Origin of the sequence: Arsukibacterium sp. UBA3155 (assembly GCA_002364615.1) — a bacterium.
Lineage (GTDB): Bacteria > Pseudomonadota > Gammaproteobacteria > Enterobacterales > Alteromonadaceae > Alishewanella.
In genome coordinates, this window is the sequence record DEYP01000018.1 from 81,271 (window position 1) to 105,519 (window position 24,249).

A 24,249-nucleotide genomic window follows, 5' to 3' on the forward strand; every position below is an offset into this window, starting at 1 on the left:
ACTAAGGTACAGGTTAAAAATTCTGCGTTTAGGCCTACAGTAACAACACTGGTTAGTACCACATTTTGCAATCAATCAGCAGGAGAGCCAACGATGGCCAATAACTATAAGAATGCACAGCACAAGTTTACCCGCTCGGCCCTGAAACCCAGCCTGTTAGCGTTGGCTATCAGCAGCTGTCTGGCAATGCCGGCACTGGCGCAGGAGCAAGCAACAGCAGAATCCGAATTAAAACTGGAACGAATTGAAGTTACCGCACGGCGTACGGTTGAAAGCTTGCAGGAAGTGCCGGTTGCCGTTACCTCTATTGGCGCAACTGATATCGCAGAGCGGGGCTTATCCTCGGTCGTTGAAGTACAGCAGTTTTCACCTAATACCACTTTGCAGGCAAGTCGTGGTACCAACTCAACACTAACCGCTTTTATTCGCGGTGTGGGTCAGGAAGATCCGTTGTGGGGGTACGAGCCTGGTGTCGGTATCTATATTGACGATGTGTATGTAGCTCGGCCACAGGGCGCGGTGCTGGATATATTAAACGTAGAACGGATAGAAGTACTGCGTGGCCCGCAAGGCACGTTATATGGTAAGAATACCATTGGTGGTGCCCTTAAATACGTTACGCGTGAAATGACGGGTGATACCGAGTTTTCAGTTAGCGGCACCGTTGGTACTTATAATCAGCGCGATGTTAAAGTTACCGGCCAGATCCCACTGATCGCCAATACCCTGTATCTGGGTGTAGGTTATGCTAATTTACAGCGGGATGGCTATGGTCAGTTTCTGATCTCCGATTTACCAAATCAAGACAGAGAAAACTACAACAAAGACTTACAGGCACTGCGTCTGACCTTAGAGTACCGGCCAGTGGACAACTTGTTTTTCCGGTTGAATTACGACAAAACTGAAGATGACTCTAATGCCAAAGGTGGTTATCGCTTATTACCAAGTCTGTTAACTGATGCGCCGGTACCGGATAGTGTCTACGACTCATACACCAGTTTGCCTACCGAGAATAAAGTTGAAACTGATGGTATCAGTTTAACCGCGTCGTGGGACATCAACGATAATTTCACCTTAAAGTCTATTACGTCACAGCGGACAAGTTATTCGCCAACAAATATCGATTTTGACAACACCTCGTTGCGGATATTTGACGTGCCGGCCATTTATGACGATGAAAACTTTACTCAGGAACTGCAATTAAATTATCAGACTGATGGTTTTAAAATGGTATCAGGCTTGTATTACTATACTGCTGACTCCTGTGGTGTGTTCGATGCTATTCTGGAAGTTCTGGGACAAGGAGCCTTCGGCACACCTGGCTTAACCCGTGAAGTAGGAGGGTGCAGTAATACTGATAGTTCTGCTGCCTATGCTCAGGGTAGTTACGATTTAACTGATAAGTGGTCTGTAACCGCAGGCTTACGTTATACCAAAGACGAAAAGCGCGCTACGGTTCGCAACGGTCTGGTGTTCGATACTGTGTATCCGGAATCAGGTTGGATACCAGGTTATGTTCGTCCAGATGGTTTAACCACACCTATCGTGCTGGATGACAAAGAAAGCTGGAACAAGCTTACCCCGAAAATTGGTATCGAATATCAACACAGCCGGGATATGATGTTATTTGCCAGCTTTAGCCAGGGCTTTAAATCAGGGACTTTCAACCCGCGGGCAACCGTTGCCGAGCCAGCTGCTGATCCAGAAACCGTTAACTCATTCGAAATTGGTATGAAGAGTGACTGGAATGATAGCCTGCGTTTGAACGCAACTTTGTTTATGCTGGACCATAAAGACCGGCAGTATATTTCAGTGATTCCGGATCCGGACGATGCCACTGCCCTTAACCAGCGGTTGGGTAACATTGGCCGTTCAGAAGCAACGGGCGCCGAATTGGAAATGACCTGGATAGCCAGCCGCAACCTGAACATTTATGCCAATATTGGTTTAATTGATGCAAAGTTTGAAGAAGCATTGACCTTTGATCCAGTTGAAGGCGCTGTTGATATTTCTGACCGTTTCACCATTACCAATACGCCTGAAACTACCGCTACCGTGGGTTTTAGCTACGACATGATTACTGATTTCGGTGATGTTATCTTTAATGGTAACTATGCCTATCGCAGTGACTATGACCTGGTTGAACTGGACAACCTGTTGTCGCAGGATGCCTATGGCTTGCTGAATCTGGGTGTGACCTGGTTAAGCAAAGATGGCCAGTGGCGGGTAGGCTTACATGGTAAAAACCTGACCGATGAGCAGTATTTAATTGGCAACTATGCCTTTATTGCGCCAGACCCAGCTAACCCAGGTCAGTTTATTCCTGGCTTAGGTGGCGACAATACCTTAATTGGTTATTATGGTGCTCCGCGTGAAGTCAGTTTAACCGTGGCTTATCGCTTCTGATCCATTAAAAACCTTGCCGGGGCGTAAGCCCCGGTTCATTATAGCGAGCCCATGTGCTCAGAAGTATACGTTATGATAGCCATCATCGCTGATGATCATCCTTTATTCCGGGTTGCCCTTGCCCAGGCCTCCTCAGCCATTCTTGGCAACGATGCCCTGTTGCTGCAGGCGCAAACAATGGAACAAGTCTGGCCATTATTACGCCAGCATCCCGATACCCATTTTATCTTCCTCGACTTAAAAATGCCTGGCTCTGACGGTTTTACTGGTCTTAGCGCGCTTCGCACCGAATACCCCGACGTGCCGGTGATTATGGTGTCAGCGGAAGAAGATCCGGTTATTATTAAACAGGCATTAGCGCTAGGTGCTGCTGCCTATATTCCTAAGTCCGTGCCGTTAGAACTGTTATCTGACGCTATCAGCGCCGTATTAAATGGTGACAGCTGGCTACCGCCTGGCCTGGCAGAAGACGTTAAAAATGCGAAACCACTTATCGACAATGATTTTGCACAGCGGCTGGAACAGCTGACTCCGCAGCAGTTCCGGGTGCTGAAAATGATCGCCGATGGCTTGTTAAATAAGCAGATTGCTTACGAAATGAATGTGCAGGAAACCACGATCAAGCAGCATGTCTCGGCTATTTTACGCAAGTTAAACGTAAATAACCGCACGCTGGCTGGCATTATGTTTGAAAAACTGCGCCTGCCAGAGAGCTATACAGGCTAACTTACATAGACTGAGGCGCTTAATTTCTAAGTAAGCGCTGAAATAAGCGTTTTAAAGCCGCCGGTTTTAGTGGTTTCAGTAAGAAATAGAACCCTCCGTTCAAAGCCTGCTCCCGAATATGCTGGTCATGATCCGCTGAATGAATAATGACCGGCGCAGTCAGGGCAAAATGACTGGTCAGTTGTTCAGCGACAGCGACCCCTGTGGCAGCATTATCCAGATGGTAATCAAACAGACATAAATCAGGTTTTAAGCCTTGTGAAATGGCGGCTAAGGCTTCGCCAGGCTGACTTACTGCGGTTACCTGGCATTGCCAGCTGCTTAGGAGTGCACTGACGGCACTAAGCAAATGGGCTTCGTTATCTAGCAATAAGATTTTTTTACCGGCAAAACTGGCACTAATTTCATTGATTGCAGGAATCGCTGTCATTGAGCTTGGCGGCATGGTGGCACGTGGTAACGTTAAACTAAAGCAGCTGCCTTTGCCGGGTATAGAGTGCACAGTGAGTGTGTGGCCCAAGATGGCACTAATCCGGTGCGCGATAGCCAGCCCTAAGCCCAGGCCTTTTTGATCCGGCTGACTACCTTGCTGAAACTCCTCAAATATGCGCTGCTGATCTGTTTCTGCGATGCCAACACCGGTATCAATAATATGAATATGAAGCTGCTTATTCGAACGTTTTACTCCGAGAATGATTTTCCCTTCAGTAGTGTAGCGTACCGCATTGGCCAACAGGTTCTGAATAACCCGTTTTACCAGTTTACGATCCGTTGTTACCCATAACGTGCTGCTATGCATGCTGAACTGCAAGCCTTTCTCAGCAGCAAGAACTGCGGCATCGCGGCCTATATCTTCCAATAACTGAGTTACGGCGACCGGTTGCAGGTTGGCTTTAATGACCCCGGAGTCAAGCTTGGTTAAATCCAGAATAGCGGTTAACAGCTCTTCTGCCGAATTAAGTGAATTGGTTAAATTGGCACTGAGCTGGCGAAGTTCGGGAGTGGTGCTTTGTTGACGTAGCAAGCCGGCAAACAGCGCCGCGGCGTTAAACGGCTGCATCAGGTCATGACTGGCGGCAGCAAAAAAACGGGTTTTCGCTGCCGTACTTGTCTCCAGTTGCTGCTGAGTAAGTTGCAGCTGCTGATTTAACGATTGCAATTCAGAGGTACGCTCACTGACCCGTTGTTCAAGCAAGGTATTGCTTTGTTCCAGCTGGGTTTGCACCTCAATAAACGAGCTGATGTCAGTATAGGTGGTAACAAAGCCACCACCGGGCAGCGGGTCGCCCTGCATTTCAAACACCCTGCCATCTTGTTGCTCACGCTGAAACTTATAGCTGCTTCCCTGGCGCAAATAGCTAAGCCGTTTGCTTATCTCTGCTTCAATATTCTCGCTGTCAATTAAACCCCGCTGCAGGTTAAAACGAATAACCTCTGCTACTGGCTTACCTACTTCGACCATGCCGGCAGGATAACTAAACATATCGATATAGCGTTGGTTCCAGGCGATGAGCCGCAGGTCAGCATCGACCACACTGATGCCCTGGCTGATGTTATCAATGGTAGATAGCAAGAGTGCCTGATTAAACTGAAACACCTGACTGGCTTCGTCTACAAAGCGTTCTACTGTTTCCATCGGTAACTGGGCATGCTTACCAGCCGCATCCATAATTAACCGCATGGAAGCCCCGCCGACAACAGCCGCAAGACTGCGTTCTGCCGCCTGCACCAGATTAAGCGGAGCAAACTGGTTTTGCAGAGGATTGGGATCTTTTAAGTTGCGCAGTAACAAGCGCCGGGCTTCTTTCTCACCGGCGAAGCGTTTTACCAGTAAATAGCAGTCCTGAATACTCAGTTGCACACTACGGCGATTGTCATTGCTGAGCTGGGCGCGCAAAAAGCGGCCGCTTTCCAGGTACTCACTGACCCGGGTGTTGCTAAACCGGCTAACCAGCATCACCATCAGACAATTTACCGACAAGCTAAGCAGCACGCCTAAACTCAATGGGTCGGCCTGCCAGCCAAACAACTGCTGTGGTGCCAGCCATGACAAGCCAAAGGGCCCCTGGCTAAGCCAGGTTGAGCTCATCAGGCCTGCTCTGCTGATTTCGGGTAACAACAGAATATAGGCCCAGACCACAGCGCCGCTAAGCACACCGGCCATAGCGCCCTGGCGGTTGACCTTACGTGACAACAAACCGAGAATTAACGCTGGTGCTAACTGTGCAACCAGGGCGAAAGCCATTAAGCCAAGCTGGGCCAGGCCAGTCTCGGTGCCAATAAACCGGTAGTAAATAAAGCCCAGGGCCATCACCGTCAGCATGGCCGAACGGCGCAGCGTCGCAACTTTAACTTTGTTCTGCTGCTCTTTTTGCAGTGACGTACTGCGGTAAATAAACGGTGCCAGCAATTCGTTGGTGATCATGATCCCCAGTACCACTGTGGCAACCACGACCATACTGGTGGCTGCTGAAAACCCACCCAAGTACGCAAGTAACGCGATGTCAGTGCGGTTCGCAGCCAGGGGTAACTGCAATACTACAACATCAATGTTGGCGTCATTGCCCAGTAACATCACGCCGGCCAGCGCCAGCGGCAGCGTAAAAATACTCATGAGTAGCAGGTAAAGTGGGAAAATCCAGCGGGCGCTGCGCAGGTGGCTTAGTTTCTGGTTTTCAACAAAACTGACATGAAACTGTCTGGGCAAGCAGAGGGTAGCAAAAAATCCCAGCAGCGCGTGCAGCCAGTATGCATGCATGGGCAGCGCTTGTTGGCGCAATTCACTAATGGCGGGATCCTTCGCTGCGTTGTCAAAAATACTGGCAAAACCGTCAAACATGCCAAATACCACAAAACAGCCTATGGCCAGCAACGCCAGCAGTTTAATCAGCGATTCAAAGGCGATTGCCGTCATCAGACCCGGGTTCGGTTGATGTGCTCTGGCACTCTTGCTGACAAACAGCAAGGCAAACACGGCCATCCATAAGCTGACATAAAAGCCGGTATCGGTGTACCAGTGTACGCCAACCTCTGCCTGAACCAGGGTATTGATACTGGTAGAGACTGCATGTAATTGCAGCGCGATATAAGGGATCACCGCCATGATCAAAATAAGGGTGATTAACACGGCCAACGAGCGGGAATGACCAAAACGGGTGGCGATAAAATCGGCTACCGAAGTGATACGATAACGCCGGCAGGCAATAGCAATACGGGCGATAAGCTTAAAACCAAACCAGAACAGAATAAATGAGCCGATATAGGTGGGCGGGATCCACCAGCCATTCACGGCGGCCTGGGCTGTTACACCATAAAAGGCCCAGGAGGTACAATAAATAGACAGGGCGAAGCTGAAAACCCAGGGCGCCAGGGGGTGGCGCGCCGTTATACGCCTGCCGAAGCGGCCGACGCTAAATAGAATAAGCAGGTATATCAGTGAAATGGCGGCAATGGTGGCTAAACCAATGCCGCTGCCATTTTCAATCATTTGTTGAGGAGACGTCATTAAATACTCATGAGTCGATTGTGCCTCAGATACCGTCGCAGTGCTAGCGGGCTGTCCAGCCACCATCCAGGATTAATGCCTGCGCGGTCATATGCCTTGCGCCATCCTGACAAAGAAATGCGGCCATTTCAGCAATTTCACTCACGTCTATAAAGGCTTTTTGCGGCATCGGCGCCAGCATAATTTGCTCAATGACTTGCTGCTCAGTCAGATTATGCTCTTTGGCCTGGGCAGCGATTTGTTGCTCCACCAGCGGTGTTTTAACATAGGCCGGACAGATGGTATTAATGGTAAAATTTTTATCGGCGTTTTCCAGCGCGATCACTTTACTAAAACCCAGCAAACCATGTTTTGCCGCCACATAGGCAGATTTAAACGGTGAAGCGATAACCGCGTGAATAGAGCCGATATTGATCACCCGGCCAAAATTATTGTTGCGCATATAAGGCAGCATCGCCCGCGTTAGCATGGCTGGCCCGGTTAACATAACATTGATAAGCAGTGCCCACTTTTCTGGTGGAAAATCCTCCAGCCGGGCCACATGCTGAATACCGGCATTGTTTACCACAATGTCGGCGGGAAAGCGCCTGGCACACTCTTCAATTGCCTGCTGATCGGTAACATCCAGCACACAATAGTCTGCGCTAATACCCTGCTGAGAAAGCTCCGCAGCTTTTTGCTGCAACAAGGTTTCGTTTAAATCAGCTAAAACTACCTGATAACCCGCTTTGCCAAAATGACTGGCAATAGCAAAGCCGATGCCACCGGTGCCTCCCGTAATAACTGCACGCATAAGTTTACTCCGTTACTCGTTAATTGCTTATGCTAGGCAGCGCAGCGACAGCAAGCAACGGTACTTTAGTGTTATACCTTGCGCATGCTTTGCCACCTGGCAGAAGGATTTACAGTAAAAATAACTGCCGCGGCGTTATCCTTGCTCAGGCGACTGCTTATTTTACGGATTCCAGCTGCAATTTAACGCTATAGCCCGTGTTAACGTGGCATCAGGCTTTGCCGCCGGCCGCTCCTGTGGTAGATTTGGTCGATAAATACTATAAAAGTCAGCTTCGGGCTATTGTTAAGCCCTGCTAAGTTGCGATATATCAGGCTCTTGCGCTACTTTCTTGTTGTGAGCCTTAAAATAACTAAAAAGCTGTTAACGATTTCCAGATAATTGTCGAGATTATCTGTGCTTTGACCAAGAGGAATGCATTTATGACAAACGCTGGTAGAACACCTGCCCCGGCGGGACCGAAGCGTGGCTGGTTTACCCGCTTTCTTGATACCGTAGAATGGCTGGGCAATTTATTACCGCACCCCGTGACGTTATTTGCCCTGTTTGCGGTGTTAGTTGTGGTAGGTAGCGGTGTCGCTGCTTATTTTGATTTTAGTGCGGTTGATCCCAGGCCAGAAGGTGCTGCCGGCCGCTCGGCCGACGGTATTATCCGGGTCGTCAGTTTATTCAGCGTTGATGGCCTGCAGCGGATTATCGCTAATCTGGTAACCAATTTTACCGGTTTCCCGCCGCTTGGTGTGGTGTTAGTGGCGTTACTGGGGGTCAGTATTGCTGAACATTCTGGCTTAATTTCAGCAGCGATGCGTGGCTTGGTGATGAATGCGTCACCGCGGATGGTAACAGTAACAGTGGTATTTGCGGGTATTGTGTCTAATACGGCTTCAGAATTAGGGTATGTGGTGCTTATTCCGATGGCCGCGGTGATTTTTCACTCTCTGGGCCGCCATCCACTGGCCGGTTTAGCTGCGGCTTTTGCCGGCGTCTCAGGTGGTTACAGTGCCAATTTATTTATCGGCACAGTAGACCCTCTGCTGGCAGGGTTTACGACCTCTGCAGCAAACCTGATTGATCCCAGTTACACGGTTGGACCTGAAGCCAACTGGTACTTTATGATTGCCAGTACCTTTGTCATCGCGACATTGGGGGCGATTGTCACGGAGAAAATTGTTGAGCCTAAATTGGGCAAATATAATGCAGATGAGGCCTCGATTGATTTAGGTAAGCAACAGCTTGACTCGTTAACCGCCAGAGAAAAATTAGGCCTTAAAGGCGCGGGGGTTGCTTTTTTACTTATCGCTATTTTATTAGCGTTAAGTGTGGTGCCAGAATGGGGCATTTTGCGTAATCCGGAAACGGGTGGTGTACCTGACTCGCCCTTTTTAAAAGGTATTGTGGTCTTTATTTTTGTTACCTTTGCGATTCCTGGTTTTGTCTACGGCAAGATAGTTGGCACCATGCAAACTGATCGCGACGTGATTAATGCTATGTCTAAAAGCATTGGGGCAATGGGGCTGTATATTGTGCTGGTGTTTTTTGCAGCGCAGTTTGTGGCCTTTTTTGGCTGGTCTAATATGGGCGCTATTTTTGCAGTAAAAGGGGCAACGGCCTTGCAGGAGCTAGGGTTAACCGGGCCACTATTATTTGTATTTTTTATTGCCATGTGTGGCTTTGTTAATCTGATGCTCGGATCCGCCTCCGCACAGTGGGCCATTACCGCACCTATTTTTGTGCCGATGCTGATGATTGTTGGCTACTCACCAGAAGTTATTCAGGCGGCTTACCGGATCGGTGATTCTGTTACCAATGTTATTACCCCAATGATGAGCTATTTCGGTTTAATTTTGGCCGTGGCGGCCCGCTACAAAAAAGATATGGGGCTGGGTACGTTAATTGCTACGATGCTGCCGTACTCCATGGTGTTTTTTGTCGGCTGGACCATTTTGTTTATTTTGTGGGTGTTTGTTGCTGGCTTCCCGGTGGGGCCGGGCGCGCCAACTTATTACGAGTTTAGTGCGGGTTAGTCGTTATCGATAAAAACCCGCTGAGTGCGTGATAGGGTAAGCGAAACTACCCGTGCTTGCCACGCTGTGTGCGTTGTCAGTTACAAGGCAATAACCGGGCTTTATCGGCATTCAGCAGTTGATTCACAGGCCAACTTCACGCAAGATAAGGCCGGTACGCCAGGGTGACAGACGGTGGCAGCAGACAAGCTTGCTGACAGTATTAACACCGCAAACCGCTGGTATTTTAAAAATCCCATAACAATGAGTTATCTATGGAACAGAATAAAGTAGTAGCGCTAAGCAAAGAACAACATGCCAAAACCAAAATCAGCAACGAAAATGCATTAAGCCATGTTGCTGATCAGCACATGCTGCCCGTCGTTGTGCAGGAGTTTGTCGTTGCTGGTGCCGAATTCCCAGTCGTATTTGTCAAAGATGGTGAAAATGACAGCTATCAGCCAGTGGTATTGTTAGGGTTGGCGGCAAATCAGAATCTGGTTATTCAGGATGGTAAATGGCAGGCACTGTACGTACCACGTGTGGCACGGAATTACCCCTTGGTATTGGTTCAGCCTGAGAAGGACAGTGACCGCTTAATTGTTGCGGTAGACGAGTCTTCTGAACGGGTCAATGAGAAGGATGGTGTGTCATTATTTAAGGATGATGGCAGCGAAACTGATTATCTGGCCGATCGTAAGAAGCAAATGGGCGAGTTTGTCGAATTTAGCCGGATGACCCGCGGCTTCAGCCAGAAGTTGAAAAGTCTGGATCTTATCAAAGAGCAGGTATTGACCATTACGGTCGACGGAGAGCCGCGCAATATTAACGGCATTCATATGATTGACGAGAAAAAGCTGAATGCGCTGAGTGATGAGGTGTTTTTGGAGTTGCGCAAACTGGGCTTCCTGACCGCTATTTATGCCCATCTGATGTCTTTACAGCACACTCAGAAACTGGTGCAAAAGCTGGTTAAACCAGCCTGATAGCCACCCGATAATTAAAAAAACGGCACCTGTATTGGTGCCGTTTTTGCAAGCGGAACAACATGATGAAACGCAATGCTGAAGATAGCAGCAATACCGGTAGCCTCGCTGTTTCCTCGCTGTTTGATGGCACGCACTGGCACAGCAATGTCGAGCTGCGCTGGCAACAGGGCAAGATTGTTAGCATCAAACCTGCTGTCGGTGCTGTGCTGGCCGCTACCCTGGTGCCGGGCTTTATTGATTTACAGGTAAATGGCGGCGGTGGCGTATTATTTAACAGCGCACCGACTGTGGCAACGTTGCGCACCATGCTAAAGGCGCACAGCCGCTTTGGCAGCACCGCCATCCTGCCCACCATTATTACCGACAGTATTAGTGTGATGCAGCAGGCTGCTGATGCAGTTGCCGGGGCCATTGCCTCAGCTGAGCCTGGGGTTATTGGCTTGCATTTTGAAGGGCCGCATCTGGCTGAGCCTAAAAAAGGCGTTCATCCGGCTATGCATATCCGCGAACTTAGCCCCGCAGAGTTAGCCATTTATAGTCGAAATGATATCGGTATTAAACTGGTTACGGTGGCACCGGAAAATGTCAGCCCTGCACAGATACGACAGTTGGTCGGGCTTAATGTGATTGTCTGCCTTGGGCACTCTAATGCCGACGCCGCGACGGTGCAGGCTGCATTGGACGCAGGTGCCAGCGGTTTTACTCATTTATACAATGCCATGTCACCCATGACTTCGCGGGAGCCCGGCATGGTTGGAGTGGCGCTGGCAGATGCTGACAGCTGGTGTGGGGTGATCTTTGATGGTCATCATATGCATCCGCTGACGGCTAAAGTCGCGCTGGCCGCCAAGCCCGCCGGAAAGTTATTGCTGGTTACCGATGCGATGGCCCCGGTGGGGACCACTGACACCGAGTTTGCCTTTTTTAGCGGCAAAGTGCGGCGCGAAGGCTCTAAACTCACTGACGAAGCAGGCCGGCTGGCCGGTTCCGTGCTGGATATGGCCAGCGCAGTACGTTATGCCATTGACGGGCTGGCGGTGTCTCCGGCTGAAGCACTGCGGATGGCGTCGCACTATCCGGCGCAGGCATTGGGCTGTGCAGCTAGCCGGGGTAGTTTATTCAAGGGCTATCAGGCGGATATGGTATTGCTGGATGAACACTATGAGGTGCGGCAAAACTGGATTGGCGGCTACTGTGTTTATCCAGTATAGCCGGGCGTAGATGCGTTAATCATGATAAAAAAGGAGTGAACAAGATGGGTGCATCCGTGGCACGGCCGGTTAGCCATAGCAGTGTTTTGCCGATGACAATAATCGGTATTTTGTTTTTTATCTTTGGTTTTGTCACCTGGCTAAACGGATCACTTATTCCATTTCTAAAAATTGTCTGCGAATTAAATGAATTCCAGGCCCTGCTGGTGACTTTCGCGTTTTATATTGCCTATGTCGTCATGGCATTGCCTATGTCGTTTGTGCTTAACAAGGTTGGCTATAAAAATGGCATGGTACTGGGTTTACTTATTATGGCGGTGGGCGCCATTCTGTTTATTCCAGCGGCGCAAACTTCCCACTATGCGTTGTTTCTTGCCGGATTGTTTACTCTGGGGACAGGGCTGACTATCCTGCAAACTGCGTCTAATCCTTATATCGTCTGTATTGGCCCGCGAGAAAGCGCGGCAATGCGGATCAGTGTTATGGGGCTGGTCAACAAAGGTGCAGGCTTTGTGGTGCCGCTTATTTTTACCGCATGGGTGTTAACGGGTATGGAGCCGTTTTCCTCAGAAGCGTTGGCATTGCTAACTGAAGCCGAACGTAATGCTCAACTGGCAGCGCTGTCGAACCGATTAGTTACCCCCTATATTTATATGACAGTGGCCTTACTGTTCCTGGCCGCCTTTATTAAGTTTTCACCGCTACCCGAGCTTGATTTAAATGACAGCGCGATTGAAAAAGCAGGCAAAGATCCCTGGACTGCGGTATTCAGCCATCCGCAGCTGGTGTTGGGTGTGGTGGCGCTGTTTGTTTATGTGGGCGTTGAGGTGATTGCCGGCGATACCATTGGTTTATACGGCCAGGGTTTAGGTGTCGCCCACTTTGGTGCGTTAACCTCCTATACCATGGCCTTTATGGTACTTGGTTATATGGTGGGCGTATTTTGTATTCCTAAATATTTGTCGCAGGAGCGTGCTCTGCAGGGATCAGCCATCTTTGGTTTGCTGTTTACCCTTGGCGTCATGTTTGGTAGTGCCGACAGCAGCTTGCTGGCTGATATTTTGTTTGGCTGGAGTGGTATTCCGGTAGTACCCAATACAATAATGTTCCTGGCATTACTCGGTTTTGCTAATGCGTTGGTATGGCCAGCGGTGTGGCCTCTGTCATTGCAGGGCCTGGGTAAGCTAACCAGTACCGGCTCGGCATTGTTGATTATGGGGATCGCAGGTGGTGCTATCTTACCCATGGTATATGGTTATCTTGCTCATAGTTCTGGCAACAGTCAGTTTGCCTACTGGATGATGTTGCCCTGTTACCTTTATATTTTATTCTATGCTTTTAAAGGCCATAAACTACGCCGCTGGCGTTAAGTACTCTTATTCAGGTTTTGCTGAATTTTGCTTTTAAAGCCCGCTCGACATGAGCGGGCACAAAACTACTGATATCGCCGCCGTGCCGGCATACTTCTTTTACCAGCGTCGAGGAAATAAAGGTATTTTTCTCTGATGGGGTCATAAATAAACTGTCCAGCTCCGGATTGAGTTGCCGGTTCATACTGGCTAGCTGAAATTCGTATTCATAATCAGCGACCGCCCGCACTCCCCGCAGTAACACCTGGGCATGCTGCTCTTTGGCAAATTGCGCCAATAAGCCGGAAAAGCCAATCACCTGCACATTGCCACAATCAGCAAACGCCTGCTCAGCCAGCTTTACCCGCTCTTGCAGACTGAATAAGGGCTGTTTACTGGGGTTTGAGGCAACGCCTACTACCACCGAATCAAATAGCCTGGCGGCGCGGAGCACTAAGTCACTGTGGCCATTCGTTAACGGGTCGAAGGTGCCGGGGTAAATGGCTTTTACTTTCATATTTATGATGCTTATGTTGTCGCCGCCTGACACCACAAAAGTGCAAGCGACTAGAGTTTTTAGTCAGTTTGGCGTTACTATAGCAAACTACTATACCAATTAAGAAGCTTAGCTATTCAGATGGAAAAAAAGCTCAGAACTAAAGATAAAATTCTGCAAGCCAGTATTGCGCTGTTTAACGACGTGGGCGAGCGCCAGGTTACCACCAACCATATTGCAGCCCATTTGGGTATCAGCCCGGGTAATCTGTATTACCATTTTCGCAATAAAGAAGACATTGTCCGGCAAATTTTTAAGGAATATGCCAAGTTGCTGGATACCCGGATAAAACCGCCTTCGGCGCAAACCGAGGCACTGGATGCGTTAGCAGAGTACCTGGATGTGGTATTCGAACTGATGTGGCGCTTTCATTTTTTCTATGCCAATTTGCCTGACATTCTGGCTCGTGACAGTGCATTGCAACAAGATTATGCCCGGGTACAACAAGGCGTGCTGGAGCGGGTTATTTCTGTGTTAAAGGCACTGAAGGCGAAATCGGTAATTGAAATTGCCGATGAGGATATTGCCGACTTCGCTCATAGCATTAAGTTGTTGGTGACTTTCTGGATTAGCTATCTGAAAACACAGGCACCGGATAAGCCGATTAATCAGGCCAGCGTGTATCAGGGGGTGTTAAAAGTGTTGTTGCTGTTTAAGCCCTATGCGACCGCTCAGGCATTGCCACGCATTACCAAGTTGCAGCAACATTACGCCCAGCTAGCCTTAGCAGAGCAGACCAGCAGCTAGAAAACCGCATAGCTGTAGCTGTTTATTTACAGCTGCTCAGCTGCAAGTTGCTACACTTAACCACTAAACGCTGCATGGCAGCGTCTTAACCATTACAATGTGCATCTTTTGCATCGCTCAGACCATCGCCAACCAGGAGGCCGCATGCGCAACAGCGCTTTTCTGCAACACTTACAACACCAGATCGAAGATGTTACCGCTGAAGGGCTATTTAAAGCTGAACGGATTATTTCCTCGCAACAGCAGGCAGATGTAACGGTAGGCGGCTCGCAGGTGCTGAATTTCTGTGCCAACAATTACCTGGGGTTAGCCAATCATCCGGATTTAATTGCTGCGGCAAAGCAGGGGCTGGACAGCCATGGCTTTGGTGTGGCATCAGTACGTTTTATTTGTGGTACTCAGGATATACACAAAACGCTGGAAGCGAAAATCAGTGAGTTTCTGGGCACCGAAGATACCATTTTGTACTCGTCCTGCTTTGATGCCAATGCCGGTTTATTTGAAACGATTTTAAGTCCGGAAGATGCAATCATTTCTGATGCGCTGAATCATGCTTCTATTATTGATGGTGTGCGTTTGTGTAAAGCAAAGCGTTTTCGGTACGCCAATAATGATATGGCTGATCTGGAAGCCCAGTTAAAGCAAGCCGATGCGGATGGCGCCCGCTTTAAACTGATTGCCACCGACGGCGTGTTTTCAATGGACGGCATTATTGCCAATTTAAAAACCGTGTGTGACTTAGCCGATAAGTACAACGCCATGGTGATGGTAGATGACAGCCATGCCGTCGGTTTTGTCGGTGAAAATGGTCGTGGTACCCATGAGTACTGCGATGTGTTAAACCGGGTCGATATTATTACCGGTACGCTGGGCAAAGCGCTGGGCGGTGCTTCTGGCGGTTATACTTCAGGTAAAAAAGAAGTGATCGCCTGGCTTAGACAGCGCTCACGCCCGTATTTGTTCTCCAATTCACTGGCGCCCTCTATTGTCACTGCATCTATAAAAGTACTGGAAATGCTGGCATCGGGTGATGCGCTGCGCGCCAAATTGTGGGATAACGCAAATTATTTTCGGGAACAAATGAGTGCAGCCGGTTTTACCCTGGCCGGTAAAGACCATGCCATTATTCCGGTAATGCTGGGAGATGCCAAAATAGCAGCAGAAATGTCAAAACGTATGCTGGCCGAGGGTATCTATGTCGTGGGTTTCTCCTTTCCGGTAGTGCCAAAAGGTCAGGCCCGAATTCGTACTCAAATTTCAGCAGCACACAGTAAAGCACAGCTGGATAAGGCGATTGCGGCCTTTATCCGGATTGGTAAAGATATGGGCGTGATCGCATAAGGGCGGGACGTAAAATGAAAGCATTAGCAAAGTTAAAAGCAGAACCGGGTATTTGGCAAACAGAGGTAGATAAACCGGAAGTTGGACCGAATGACGTATTAATTAAAATTAAAAAAACCGCAATATGCGGTACCGACGTGCACATCTATAAGTGGGATGAATGGGCGCAAAAAACCATTCCTCATGGCATGGTCGTTGGCCATGAGTATGTCGGCGTGATTGAAGGGATGGGCTCGGAGGTTCGCGGCTTTAAGGTGGGTGACAGGGTATCTGGTGAAGGCCATATTACCTGCGGCCATTGCCGAAACTGCCGTGCTGGCAGGGTGCATTTATGTCGAAATACTACGGGTGTGGGTGTTAATCGTCCGGGTTCATTCGCTGAATATCTGGTGATCCCGGCATTTAATGCGTTTAAGCTAGCGGATAATATTCCGGATAACATTGCTGCTATTTTCGACCCGTTTGGTAATGCAGTGCATACCGCGTTATCGTTCGATTTAGTGGGCGAGGATGTATTAATTACCGGCGCCGGGCCTATTGGTATTATGGCGGCCGCAGTGGCGCGTCATGTTGGCGCCCGCCACGTGGTGATTACCGATGTTAATCAGTACCGGCTCGATTTAGCACTGAAAATGGGTGCCAGCCGGGCAGTTGATGTCAGTAAGCAAAACTTAAAAGACGTTATGAAAGAACTGGGTATGACTGAAGGCTTTGACGTCGGGCTGGAAATGTCTGGCGTGCCGTCAGCTTTTCGTAGCATGCTCGATACCATGAATCATGGCGGTAAGATTGCTATGCTGGGTATCCCGCCTTCTGATATGGCAGTAGACTGGAATAAAGTGATCTTCAAAGGCTTGATCATTAAAGGTATTTATGGCCGGGAGATGTTTGAAACCTGGTACAAAATGGCCAGCTTAATTCAGTCTGGTCTGGATCTGACCCCAATGGTAACCCATGAAATGCCGATGGAACGGTTTCAGGAAGGCTTTGACATCATGTGTTCCGGCCAGTCAGGTAAAGTGGTACTGAATTGGTCGTAACGGATTAGCGCAAGACAACAGGCAACCTCCGTTGCCGGTCAAACTTCTACCTTGGGTTCAGTAAGCGCTGAGTTTAGTAAATTCAGAATATCAGCGCTTTTACTGAGTAACCTTAAATGTTGAAATAGGCTCGCGGCCTGCGGGTACTGCAGTTTCAAATAACTAAACCACTGTTTAACCCGATTAGCATAGTATTTTCCTTTATCACCGCTAATTTCAAATTCTGAATAATGCATTAGCAGTTGCAGCACCTGCGGCCAGGGCATAACAGCCTGCTGTTGCTTAATGCTTTGCGCCAGATTGGGCATGGCGAGTGCCCCCCGGCCGAGCATAATATCCTGACACTGGCTCTGCTGCTGACATAGGGCAGCATCCGCAGCAGACCATATCTCGCCATTAGCAATTAGTGGAATATCTACATGCTGTTTTATTTTGGCAATCCAGGGCCAGTAAGCGGGCGGCCGGTAGCCATCGCTTTTGGTGCGGGCATGCACAGCCAGACTGCTGGCGCCTGCTGCGCAAATAGCTTCAGCGTTCGCCAGGGTCAGGCTGGTATCATCATAACCCAGTCGAATTTTAGCGCTGACCGGATATTCGGCGGGCACAGCATCACGTACCGCCTTCACTATCTGATATAACTGCTCTGTTTGTTTTAGCAGTACGGCTCCGCCACGGCTTTTATTAACGGCTTTGGCCGGGCAGCCAAAGTTCAAATCAACGCCGGGTGAACCCAGCTCGACGGCTCTTACTGCATTCTCGGCTAACCAGTTGGGCTCTTGCCCCAGCAATTGCACCCGCACGGGGGTGCCGGCAAGGGTTTTGCCGCCCTGCTGCAATTCGGGGCAAATACGATGAAATACCCGGGCGGGTAAGCGTTGGTCAACTATCCGGATAAATTCGGTGACACACAAGTCATAGCCACCTATTTGGGTTAGCATCTCCCGCATCAGGTGATCGACCACACCTTCCATTGGCGCTAACACAATTTGCATATACCTTACCTACTTCAAGCTGCAGCGCCCCAGAGCGCAAAATTCAGGGCGCTATTGTAGCCCTAAGCAAGGCTATTGGGTATTACTGCTGCTTTAATCGCTGGAATAAAGCCTGATTTTCCCGCTCTATATGCCGGTAAAATTCAATGTCAGCCAACTCAGATGCTGCCGCTTCATCCAGGACAATGATCGCCTGCTGATGCAATTGCAAAGCAGAAGCCGGGCAGGCTGCAGTAAGTGGGCCCTCCACCATGGCTTTTACTGCGCCGGCTTTACTCGCACCGGTCGCCATTAACACCACTTTTTGGCCTCCAGAATAGTACCTATTCCCATGGTAATGGACAGATGTGGCTGATATTCGCCGGCGTTAAAAAAACGGCTGTTGTCGGCTATGGTAGCGGGTGTTAGCGTTTTAATTCGGGTGCGGGAATACAGCCCGGATGACGGTTCGTTAAAGCCAATGTGGCCGTTACGGCCCAACCCCAGCAGCTGCAAGTCGATGCCACCTGCGTCATTTATTTGCTGTTCGTACCGGGCACAGGCAGCTACCGGATCGGTTGTAGCACCATCGGGTACCGCGGTATTCTCTGGCGAAATATCAATATGATTAAATAAGTGTTGTTGCATAAAGTAGCGGTAGCTTTGTGGATGCTCGCCAGCTAAACCCAGATATTCGTCCAGATTGAACGTTTTTGCGCTGGAAAAAGAGATGTGCTGTTGCTGACAAGCCACGATCAGCAATTGATACAGTGCTAAGGGGGTCGAACCCGTGGCTAAGCCGAGCACTGATTCCGGCTTTGCAGCTAGCTGCTCGATAAACAATGCCGCGCCATATTCAGCAACACAGTTTGCGCTGGGTAGAATAACAATTTGCATCTGGGCCGCCCTGCAAAAAGTAATGCGCAACGTTGCGCGATAACTTATCGGTTAAAGGTAACAGATAGCGCCTTGTGTAACAAAGCTGTCATGTTGCCTTGGCAGGGGTTTTAATCTCAGGCATGCAGGGTTGAGACGCTTAACCTTCTGATTTTGTGCGGCGGCAACGTTCAGAGCAATAAATAACGTGCTCCCAGTCCCGTTGCCATTTTTTGCGCCAGTTAAACGGACGCTGGCAGCTCGGGCAAATTTTTTGAGGTAAAAAAGGTTTGCGGTGAACCACAGCTAAAGCTCAGATTAGTTTAGTTGAGGCTATATACGGTTTGAATATCCTGCTGGTGCAGTAGCTCGGCAAAATCTGGCAGGCTAAGACTGTCAAGCTCCAGCACATCCAGGATAGCACCGCTATAATTTTGCCACTCAGGATCAACATTAATGCTATACAACAACCTGCTTTCGCCACTGAAAAACTCCGCCAGCTTCAGCAAGGCAAATAGTTGCTGTTCATAGTCATTGTCTGACTGCAGAATAATCGCCGGACTATGATGGTACGCAATGACATTACACAATTCCGGCGTTAAGCCCCAGGACTGTGCAATAAGATACCCCAGCACTTCATGACATGTCTGAAAATGCTGCTCTTCAATTTCGCTATGTCCCCGGCCTGTTTGCAGCCCTTGTTGCATTAACGTGGCATAAAGCGGAGCCTGTCCGCTGATCAGCGCGATTCCGGCATTGTGGAATAAGCCAAGACTATAGCAATCGTCCTGAGCCGCCTGACTAAGATTAAACTGTTTAGCCAGCGCCATAGCAATAGTACCGGTATGTAAGGCACTGCTCCATAAACGTTGACTAAACGGGTCTTGCCGGCCTTCAGCCAGAGTAAAACGCAACAAAATACTACGAACCAGCGCCAGAACCCGGCTCATGCCAAGATATTTACAGGCATGTTCAATAGAGGTGATTTTCTGACGTAAGCCAAAAAATGCAGAGTTCACCACTTTCAATGTAAACCCGGCAATACCAACATCCAGATTAATTAAGGCGGCTATCCGGCTGATACTGGGATCACTTTTTGCCAGCTGCTGTTGAATATGCTGCAAAATTTCAGGTCGTGGTGGAATAGTGAAACCGTTTAAAGCCCGCTCAATTAAGGCCATATCAAGGGCTGTAGTCATTACGGTTGCTCCGTGTGCTGGCCTGTTAGTTTACCGATCGTCGATATAGTAAAAGAATAAAGTGAAAAAGCAATCTGTGATAGTGGGGTTAACGCAGCTGGTTCTCTAAGAATCCAGATAGGGCCGGCCCACCATCAGCTGCTGGGCTAATAACAGCTCACTTTGCTTATCTTTCAGTTGCAAATCATTGAACTGAACATCAAACTGGATAAGATCTTCATCGGGCAGGCTGAGTGCTACTAATTTGTCAGGTACCTGGCTGACCTGCCGATAGGCATTAATGGCAACCTGCGCTGCCTGCTCCATCAGCGTTAAAAACTGACCCAACGGATAGTGTTGAAAAATTTCAGCGTCTAAATGTGCCCAGCCCAGCAAGTCGCCGCTGATACTGCCGTCGGCATGATCGGTAAAAAGCATTGAGACAGCCGGGCAAGCCGGGTTTTCGCCAGCAGTAAACTGATTAACATCAGCTTCATTAAACAACAAAACGAAGCCAAAGCCCGGGCAACCTTCCGCATCCATATCGTCGAACGAAGCATCGTATAACAGAAATAAGCGATTATCTGACAGATTATCGGACACACAGCCTCCGGAATTAAACAAGAACCGGCTATTTTACCTTAGCTGGCAGCTTCGCTAAACCCCTAAAACACATTTTTCTGAAAAGGTTAAACCGCGCGGCTTAATTTACCGCTGCAGCAGGTTGCCAGGGCATCTCCAGTAGTAACGCCAGGGCAAGCAATAAAGCTTGCTCATTATCCGTTTCCAGTTTGTCTGCGGTAACCGCGGCCAGGATAGCCTGCCAGATCTGCTGCTTTACTAGCGGTGCCGCACTGAGCAAGTCGTTCAGATGACCGGTTAATGCAGCTAACGGGCTGTCAGGCCTTGGGGTGTCAACGGTAAGCCCCATGCTTGCTAATCCGGCCAGCCAGGCCTGTTTGCTCGCCGTTGCACCGTCGGGAGCATCGCCGGCGGCGTTCGCCACTGCGCTAAGCAATGCTAAAACCGGGCCTTGTAAAGCGAGCATATCCGTTTTTCTGGAGCCTCTGAGCTGTGGTTTTGGTTGAAAGTGGCTGGCTACCGTATGCTCAATAAACTGAGTCACTATCCACTGTGGTAATGACACCTGTTGATCGGCAGCGATAAGCGCCTGGATAAGTTGCTCAAACTGGGCAAACTGCTGTTGGCTAAGCTGTTTTAGTGCCGGTACGGTGCGCTGCAGTAATTGTACTTGTAGCGGCAGGCGCAACTTCTGCACTGCATCGATAATCTGGTCAACATTTTGCAACAGCTCCAGTGAGCCTTGCGTTTTAATCAGTTGCAGTTGTGCAGCTTCAACATGAGCATTCTGCAGCAGTAACGCACAAACAATGGCCTGAGCCTGCAGGGGCTGGCGGCTATTTTGCACTAATAATAAAGGCAGAGCAGCAATAGCCTGCAGCATTTTATGGCTATCGGGTGCGGCATTATCTGAGCGGGCGCTGCTGGTGGGGGGCGGGGGGCTTTGCTCAACCGCCGGGTCTACCTGATTTATCGGACTGGGAAACTTGCCATTCCAATGCGGTTCCAGGCGTTTTATCCGCTTTGCCAGAGGCGGGTGTGTTGCAAAAATGCTGGCCCAACGGGAGATAGCTTCGCCAAAAAATAAATGACTGTTTTCATCGGCATTACTATTACGGATACGGGTACCGGCACTGTGTGCGCCAATCCGCTTTAATGCACCGGCAATTCCTCTGGGGTTGCGGCTGAACTGCACCGCTGAGGCATCGGCCAGGTATTCGCGTTGCCTGCTCACTGCTGCTTTGATCAGGTTGCCAAAAAAAGAGCCTAAATAGCCAATGACCACCAGGCCAAGTGCAATCGCCAGCAGGCCGCCAGCATTTTTATTTTTATTGCTACCGCTGCTGCGACCAATACGTCCTCTGGACGTGCTGCCGGAGCGCAGCATAAAGTAGCCGATATGCCCTAAAAATAAAATGCCGTTTAAAATGGCTATCATCCGGATATTCATCCGCATATCGCCATTTAAAATGTGGCTGAATTCGTGCGCCATTACGCCTTGCAACTCGTCCCGATTTAGCTGTTCAACACAGCCACGGGTTACCCCGATTACGGCATCACCCGGACTGTAACCTGCAGCAAAAGCGTTAATCCCTTTCTCGGGCAATAAGTAAACAGGTGGTACCGGCACATTAGCGGCGATGGCCATTTCTTCAACAACATTTAGCAGACGCCGTTCCAGCGGATCATTGCTGGCGGCATCAATGCGGTTGCCACCGAGGCTGGTTGCAACGACTTTACCGCCGCCCTTCAGCTGCTGCCATTTTACCAGCACAGCGATACCGACCGCGATAATGACGCTGATACTGGTAATAAACACCATAGTCCATGGCAGATTATGGCTTAAAGGTTGCTGATTATTAACTTGCTGCAAGTCAACCAGGCCAAGACCAACCAACACCAGGGCGTTAGTTAAAAGCAGCAGTAGCACAACAGCAAGGGTAAATAGCGATATCAGGATCCGGGTGTTCCGTCTTGCTAAATCTTGCTGGCTGAAAAAGTTAGTGGCCATGCGTTATCAGAAACTGACTTTCGGTGCTGCCTGAATTAACTGACTGTCTTCAAACTCCAGCAAGGTCGCATCGTTAGCGTGGCCGAAGGTGGCCGCAACCAGCACCGGCGGAAAGCTTTGTTTGTATGTATTGTATTCAGTCACCGCATCATTAAATGCCTGGCGCGCAAAAGCGACCCGGTTTTCGGTGCTGGTCAGTTCTTCAGATAGTTGCATCATATTCTGATTAGCTTTCAGGTCGGGGTAAGCTTCCATCACCATATTCAGCCGGCCCATCGCACTTTGCAACGCGCCTTCTGCACCGGCAAGCTGGCTGATAGCGCCAGCGTCACCGGGATTGTTGGCGGCGACTTTTAATCCTGCCATAGCGGCGTTGCGGGCACTTATCACGGCTTCGAGAGTTTCACGCTCATGTGACATATAGGCTTTGGCCGTTTCAACCAGATTGGGAATTAAATCGTATCGGCGCTTTAATTGCACTTCGATCTGAGCAAAAGCGTTTTGAAAACGATTTTTGAGTTTAACCAGTTGATTAAAAATACTGATGACATAGAAAATAATGACTGCAAGAATGACAAGTATAATTAGTAAATTCATGATGGATCCCTGGCACGCTATTTCGATGCCAACATTGTTAACAATAGTTTAATCGAATGTCCAGCCTTTCTTGTTCAGTAACGGCTAAAACACCTGTGACACAGACGTTGCTACAGGTTGCCAAAGCGACACGGGCTGCTATTTACTGATCAGTGCGTTATGATAACGCCACAATTATATGACCACTTTTTTCTTACCACTTTGCCTGGGAGCAGTAATGACCGACTTTCACCATATTTCCGTTGCAGATACCGCGGCCATGCTATTACAGCAGGAGGTGATCATTGCCGATATTCGTGATGATCAAAGCTTCGCCAATGGCCATATTCCCGGCGCCTATCATTTGAATAATGGCAGTCTGAGCCAGTTTATGCAGCAGGTTGAATTTGACCAGCCGGTCATTGTCGTTTGCTACCATGGCAACTCGAGTCAGGGCGCCGCTCAATATCTGGCTCAGCAAGGTTTTGAAAAGGTATATAGTATGGATGGCGGTTTCAGCCAATGGCAGCAATCACAGCCCTTTGAGCGCAGTAACGATGCATAAACTGGCTGAAATCAATAATCTGTCAGCGGCGTTGCTGTTTACAGACTATTGCCAGAGTGAAGGGCTGCACGTTGTCGCGCAGCCGGTAAGCAATGGCCCCACCCAGTTGTATTGCGACGAGAACTGCGCGGAGCAAGTAGCTGACTTACTAAAAGAATTTGTAGAGGATCCTCATCATCCTCGCTACCAGGCAGCAGCATGGCAGCGTAGCCAGCCTGTCGCTCAAGCTGGCCAGCGCCGCATCGTGGTGCCATGGCAAAAGGTGCTTAGCCGCCCCATCACGGTGTTGATGTTAGGAATATGCCTACTGGTTTACGCCTGGTTACAGCTCGACTTTCGGGGCGCGACCAACAGTTTGCAACTGACTGTGCCACAGCAGCTCTGGCGCTGGTTTACCCCGGCACTATTGCATTTTTCCGCCACGCATCTGGTGTTTAACTTGCTGTGGTGGTTACTGCTCGGTTCAGCCCTGGAGCGCCAATTTGGCAGTATTAGGCTACTTAATTTTACTGTGCTCACTGCGGTCATTTCCAACGCCGCACAGTTTTTTCTGGTCGGCACTAATTTCGGGGGATTGTCGGGCGTGGTGTATGCACTTTTTGGTTTTTGCTGGCTTAGTCAGAAACGTTACCCCCGGCCCCGGCCACTGATCAGCGACGCTTTGGCCATGTTTATGGTGGTGTGGCTATTACTGGGCTTTGCTGACGTGCTATGGATTAGCATGGCAAACTGGGCTCATCTGGCAGGACTTTTGGCTGGGTTAATGCTGGCGTTGCTGATTAAACCGCCACGCCATGCTGCAACGAGTTGATTTGCTAGCGGTG

Annotated in this window: 22 protein-coding genes; 11 read left to right on the plus strand and 11 right to left on the minus strand. The window is 49.3% G+C overall.

The genetic code is table 11. The features are described from left to right. Nucleotides 1-93 precede the first annotated feature (93 nt). Both B2X65_RS08040 and B2X65_RS08045 read left to right on the plus strand, forming a co-directional pair. Nucleotides 94-2,406 carry a TonB-dependent receptor gene (locus B2X65_RS08040; protein WP_290611804.1) on the plus strand — a complete coding sequence of 771 codons (2,313 nt, stop codon included), beginning with the start codon at nucleotides 94-96 and terminating at the stop codon, nucleotides 2,404-2,406. A gap of 72 nt (nucleotides 2,407-2,478) precedes the next feature. After that, a complete protein-coding gene (locus tag B2X65_RS08045) occupies nucleotides 2,479-3,132 on the plus strand; it encodes a response regulator (RefSeq protein ID WP_097112397.1) in 654 nt (217 codons plus the stop codon). A gap of 19 nt (nucleotides 3,133-3,151) precedes the next feature. Here B2X65_RS08045 and B2X65_RS08050 read toward each other — a convergent pair whose 3' ends face one another. Both B2X65_RS08050 and B2X65_RS08055 read right to left on the minus strand, forming a co-directional pair. Further along, complete coding sequence (locus B2X65_RS08050) at nucleotides 3,152-6,637, minus strand: PAS domain-containing hybrid sensor histidine kinase/response regulator (RefSeq protein WP_290611806.1); 3,486 nt, start codon at nucleotides 6,635-6,637, stop codon at nucleotides 3,152-3,154. A gap of 43 nt (nucleotides 6,638-6,680) precedes the next feature. Continuing rightward, complete coding sequence (locus B2X65_RS08055) at nucleotides 6,681-7,430, minus strand: 3-hydroxybutyrate dehydrogenase (RefSeq protein ID WP_290611808.1); 750 nt, start codon at nucleotides 7,428-7,430, stop codon at nucleotides 6,681-6,683. A 422-nt stretch (nucleotides 7,431-7,852) separates the two neighbouring features. On the opposite strand from B2X65_RS08055, the gene B2X65_RS08060 reads away from it, so the two are divergent. The 4 genes from B2X65_RS08060 (at nucleotide 7,853) to B2X65_RS08075 (ending at nucleotide 13,003) form a co-directional block, all read left to right on the plus strand. Beyond that, nucleotides 7,853-9,454 carry an AbgT family transporter gene (locus B2X65_RS08060; protein ID WP_290611810.1) on the plus strand — a complete coding sequence of 534 codons (1,602 nt, stop codon included), beginning with the start codon at nucleotides 7,853-7,855 and terminating at the stop codon, nucleotides 9,452-9,454. A gap of 254 nt (nucleotides 9,455-9,708) precedes the next feature. Further along, the gene (locus tag B2X65_RS08065) at nucleotides 9,709-10,419 is read left to right on the plus strand and encodes a SapC family protein (protein WP_290611814.1); all 711 of its coding nucleotides are present in this window, start codon (nucleotides 9,709-9,711) and stop codon (nucleotides 10,417-10,419) included. 62 nt (nucleotides 10,420-10,481) lie between these two features. Next, the gene (gene nagA / locus B2X65_RS08070) at nucleotides 10,482-11,633 is read left to right on the plus strand and encodes an N-acetylglucosamine-6-phosphate deacetylase (protein WP_290611816.1); all 1,152 of its coding nucleotides are present in this window, start codon (nucleotides 10,482-10,484) and stop codon (nucleotides 11,631-11,633) included. A 44-nt stretch (nucleotides 11,634-11,677) separates the two neighbouring features. Continuing rightward, nucleotides 11,678-13,003: a sugar MFS transporter gene (locus B2X65_RS08075; RefSeq protein ID WP_290611820.1), complete on the plus strand. Its 1,326-nt coding sequence runs from the start codon at nucleotides 11,678-11,680 to the stop codon at nucleotides 13,001-13,003. A 10-nt stretch (nucleotides 13,004-13,013) separates the two neighbouring features. Here the strand turns inward: B2X65_RS08075 and coaD are convergent, their stop codons facing one another. Continuing rightward, the gene (gene coaD / locus B2X65_RS08080; protein ID WP_349678706.1) at nucleotides 13,014-13,499 is read right to left on the minus strand and encodes a pantetheine-phosphate adenylyltransferase; all 486 of its coding nucleotides are present in this window, start codon (nucleotides 13,497-13,499) and stop codon (nucleotides 13,014-13,016) included. 120 nt (nucleotides 13,500-13,619) lie between these two features. Between coaD and B2X65_RS08085 the strand changes: the two genes are divergently transcribed. The 3 genes from B2X65_RS08085 (at nucleotide 13,620) to tdh (ending at nucleotide 16,666) form a co-directional block, all read left to right on the plus strand. Further along, complete coding sequence (locus tag B2X65_RS08085; RefSeq protein WP_290611823.1) at nucleotides 13,620-14,285, plus strand: TetR/AcrR family transcriptional regulator; 666 nt, start codon at nucleotides 13,620-13,622, stop codon at nucleotides 14,283-14,285. Between the two features lie 144 nt (nucleotides 14,286-14,429). Then, entirely contained in the window at nucleotides 14,430-15,626 is a 1,197-nt protein-coding gene (locus tag B2X65_RS08090; RefSeq protein WP_290611826.1) for a glycine C-acetyltransferase, read from the plus strand. 14 nt (nucleotides 15,627-15,640) lie between these two features. Further along, on the plus strand, nucleotides 15,641-16,666 hold the full coding sequence (gene tdh / locus B2X65_RS08095) for an L-threonine 3-dehydrogenase (protein WP_290611827.1): 1,026 nt from the start codon (nucleotides 15,641-15,643) through the stop codon (nucleotides 16,664-16,666). Between the two features lie 38 nt (nucleotides 16,667-16,704). Here the strand turns inward: tdh and dusC are convergent, their stop codons facing one another. The 8 genes from dusC to B2X65_RS08135 form a co-directional block, all read right to left on the minus strand. Further along, nucleotides 16,705-17,658 carry a tRNA dihydrouridine(16) synthase DusC gene (gene dusC / locus B2X65_RS08100; protein ID WP_290611829.1) on the minus strand — a complete coding sequence of 318 codons (954 nt, stop codon included), beginning with the start codon at nucleotides 17,656-17,658 and terminating at the stop codon, nucleotides 16,705-16,707. 82 nt (nucleotides 17,659-17,740) lie between these two features. Beyond that, nucleotides 17,741-17,950, minus strand: a complete 210-nt coding sequence (locus B2X65_RS08105; protein WP_290611830.1) for a hypothetical protein — start codon at nucleotides 17,948-17,950, stop codon at nucleotides 17,741-17,743. Beyond that, a complete protein-coding gene (locus B2X65_RS08110; protein WP_290611831.1) occupies nucleotides 17,950-18,534 on the minus strand; it encodes a glucosamine-6-phosphate deaminase in 585 nt (194 codons plus the stop codon). The genes B2X65_RS08105 and B2X65_RS08110 overlap by 1 nt, the downstream gene beginning before the upstream one ends. A 139-nt stretch (nucleotides 18,535-18,673) precedes the next feature. Continuing rightward, nucleotides 18,674-18,817, minus strand: a complete 144-nt coding sequence (locus B2X65_RS08115) for a DUF2256 domain-containing protein (RefSeq protein ID WP_290611833.1) — start codon at nucleotides 18,815-18,817, stop codon at nucleotides 18,674-18,676. Between the two features lie 19 nt (nucleotides 18,818-18,836). Then, on the minus strand, nucleotides 18,837-19,712 hold the full coding sequence (locus B2X65_RS08120) for an HDOD domain-containing protein (protein WP_290611834.1): 876 nt from the start codon (nucleotides 19,710-19,712) through the stop codon (nucleotides 18,837-18,839). Between the two features lie 105 nt (nucleotides 19,713-19,817). Continuing rightward, on the minus strand, nucleotides 19,818-20,294 hold the full coding sequence (locus B2X65_RS08125; RefSeq protein WP_290611835.1) for a hypothetical protein: 477 nt from the start codon (nucleotides 20,292-20,294) through the stop codon (nucleotides 19,818-19,820). Nucleotides 20,295-20,394: 100 nt separating this feature from the next. Then, nucleotides 20,395-22,284 carry a M48 family metallopeptidase gene (locus B2X65_RS08130; protein WP_290611837.1) on the minus strand — a complete coding sequence of 630 codons (1,890 nt, stop codon included), beginning with the start codon at nucleotides 22,282-22,284 and terminating at the stop codon, nucleotides 20,395-20,397. 6 nt (nucleotides 22,285-22,290) lie between these two features. Further along, entirely contained in the window at nucleotides 22,291-22,881 is a 591-nt protein-coding gene (locus B2X65_RS08135) for a LemA family protein (protein ID WP_290611839.1), read from the minus strand. Nucleotides 22,882-23,098: 217 nt separating this feature from the next. On the opposite strand from B2X65_RS08135, the gene glpE reads away from it, so the two are divergent. Both glpE and glpG read left to right on the plus strand, forming a co-directional pair. Next, a complete protein-coding gene (glpE, locus tag B2X65_RS08140) occupies nucleotides 23,099-23,425 on the plus strand; it encodes a thiosulfate sulfurtransferase GlpE (protein ID WP_290611842.1) in 327 nt (108 codons plus the stop codon). Then, nucleotides 23,418-24,236, plus strand: a complete 819-nt coding sequence (gene glpG / locus B2X65_RS08145; protein ID WP_290611843.1) for a rhomboid family intramembrane serine protease GlpG — start codon at nucleotides 23,418-23,420, stop codon at nucleotides 24,234-24,236. Before glpE ends, glpG begins: the two co-directional genes overlap by 8 nt. The last annotated feature ends 13 nt before the right edge of the window (nucleotides 24,237-24,249 follow it).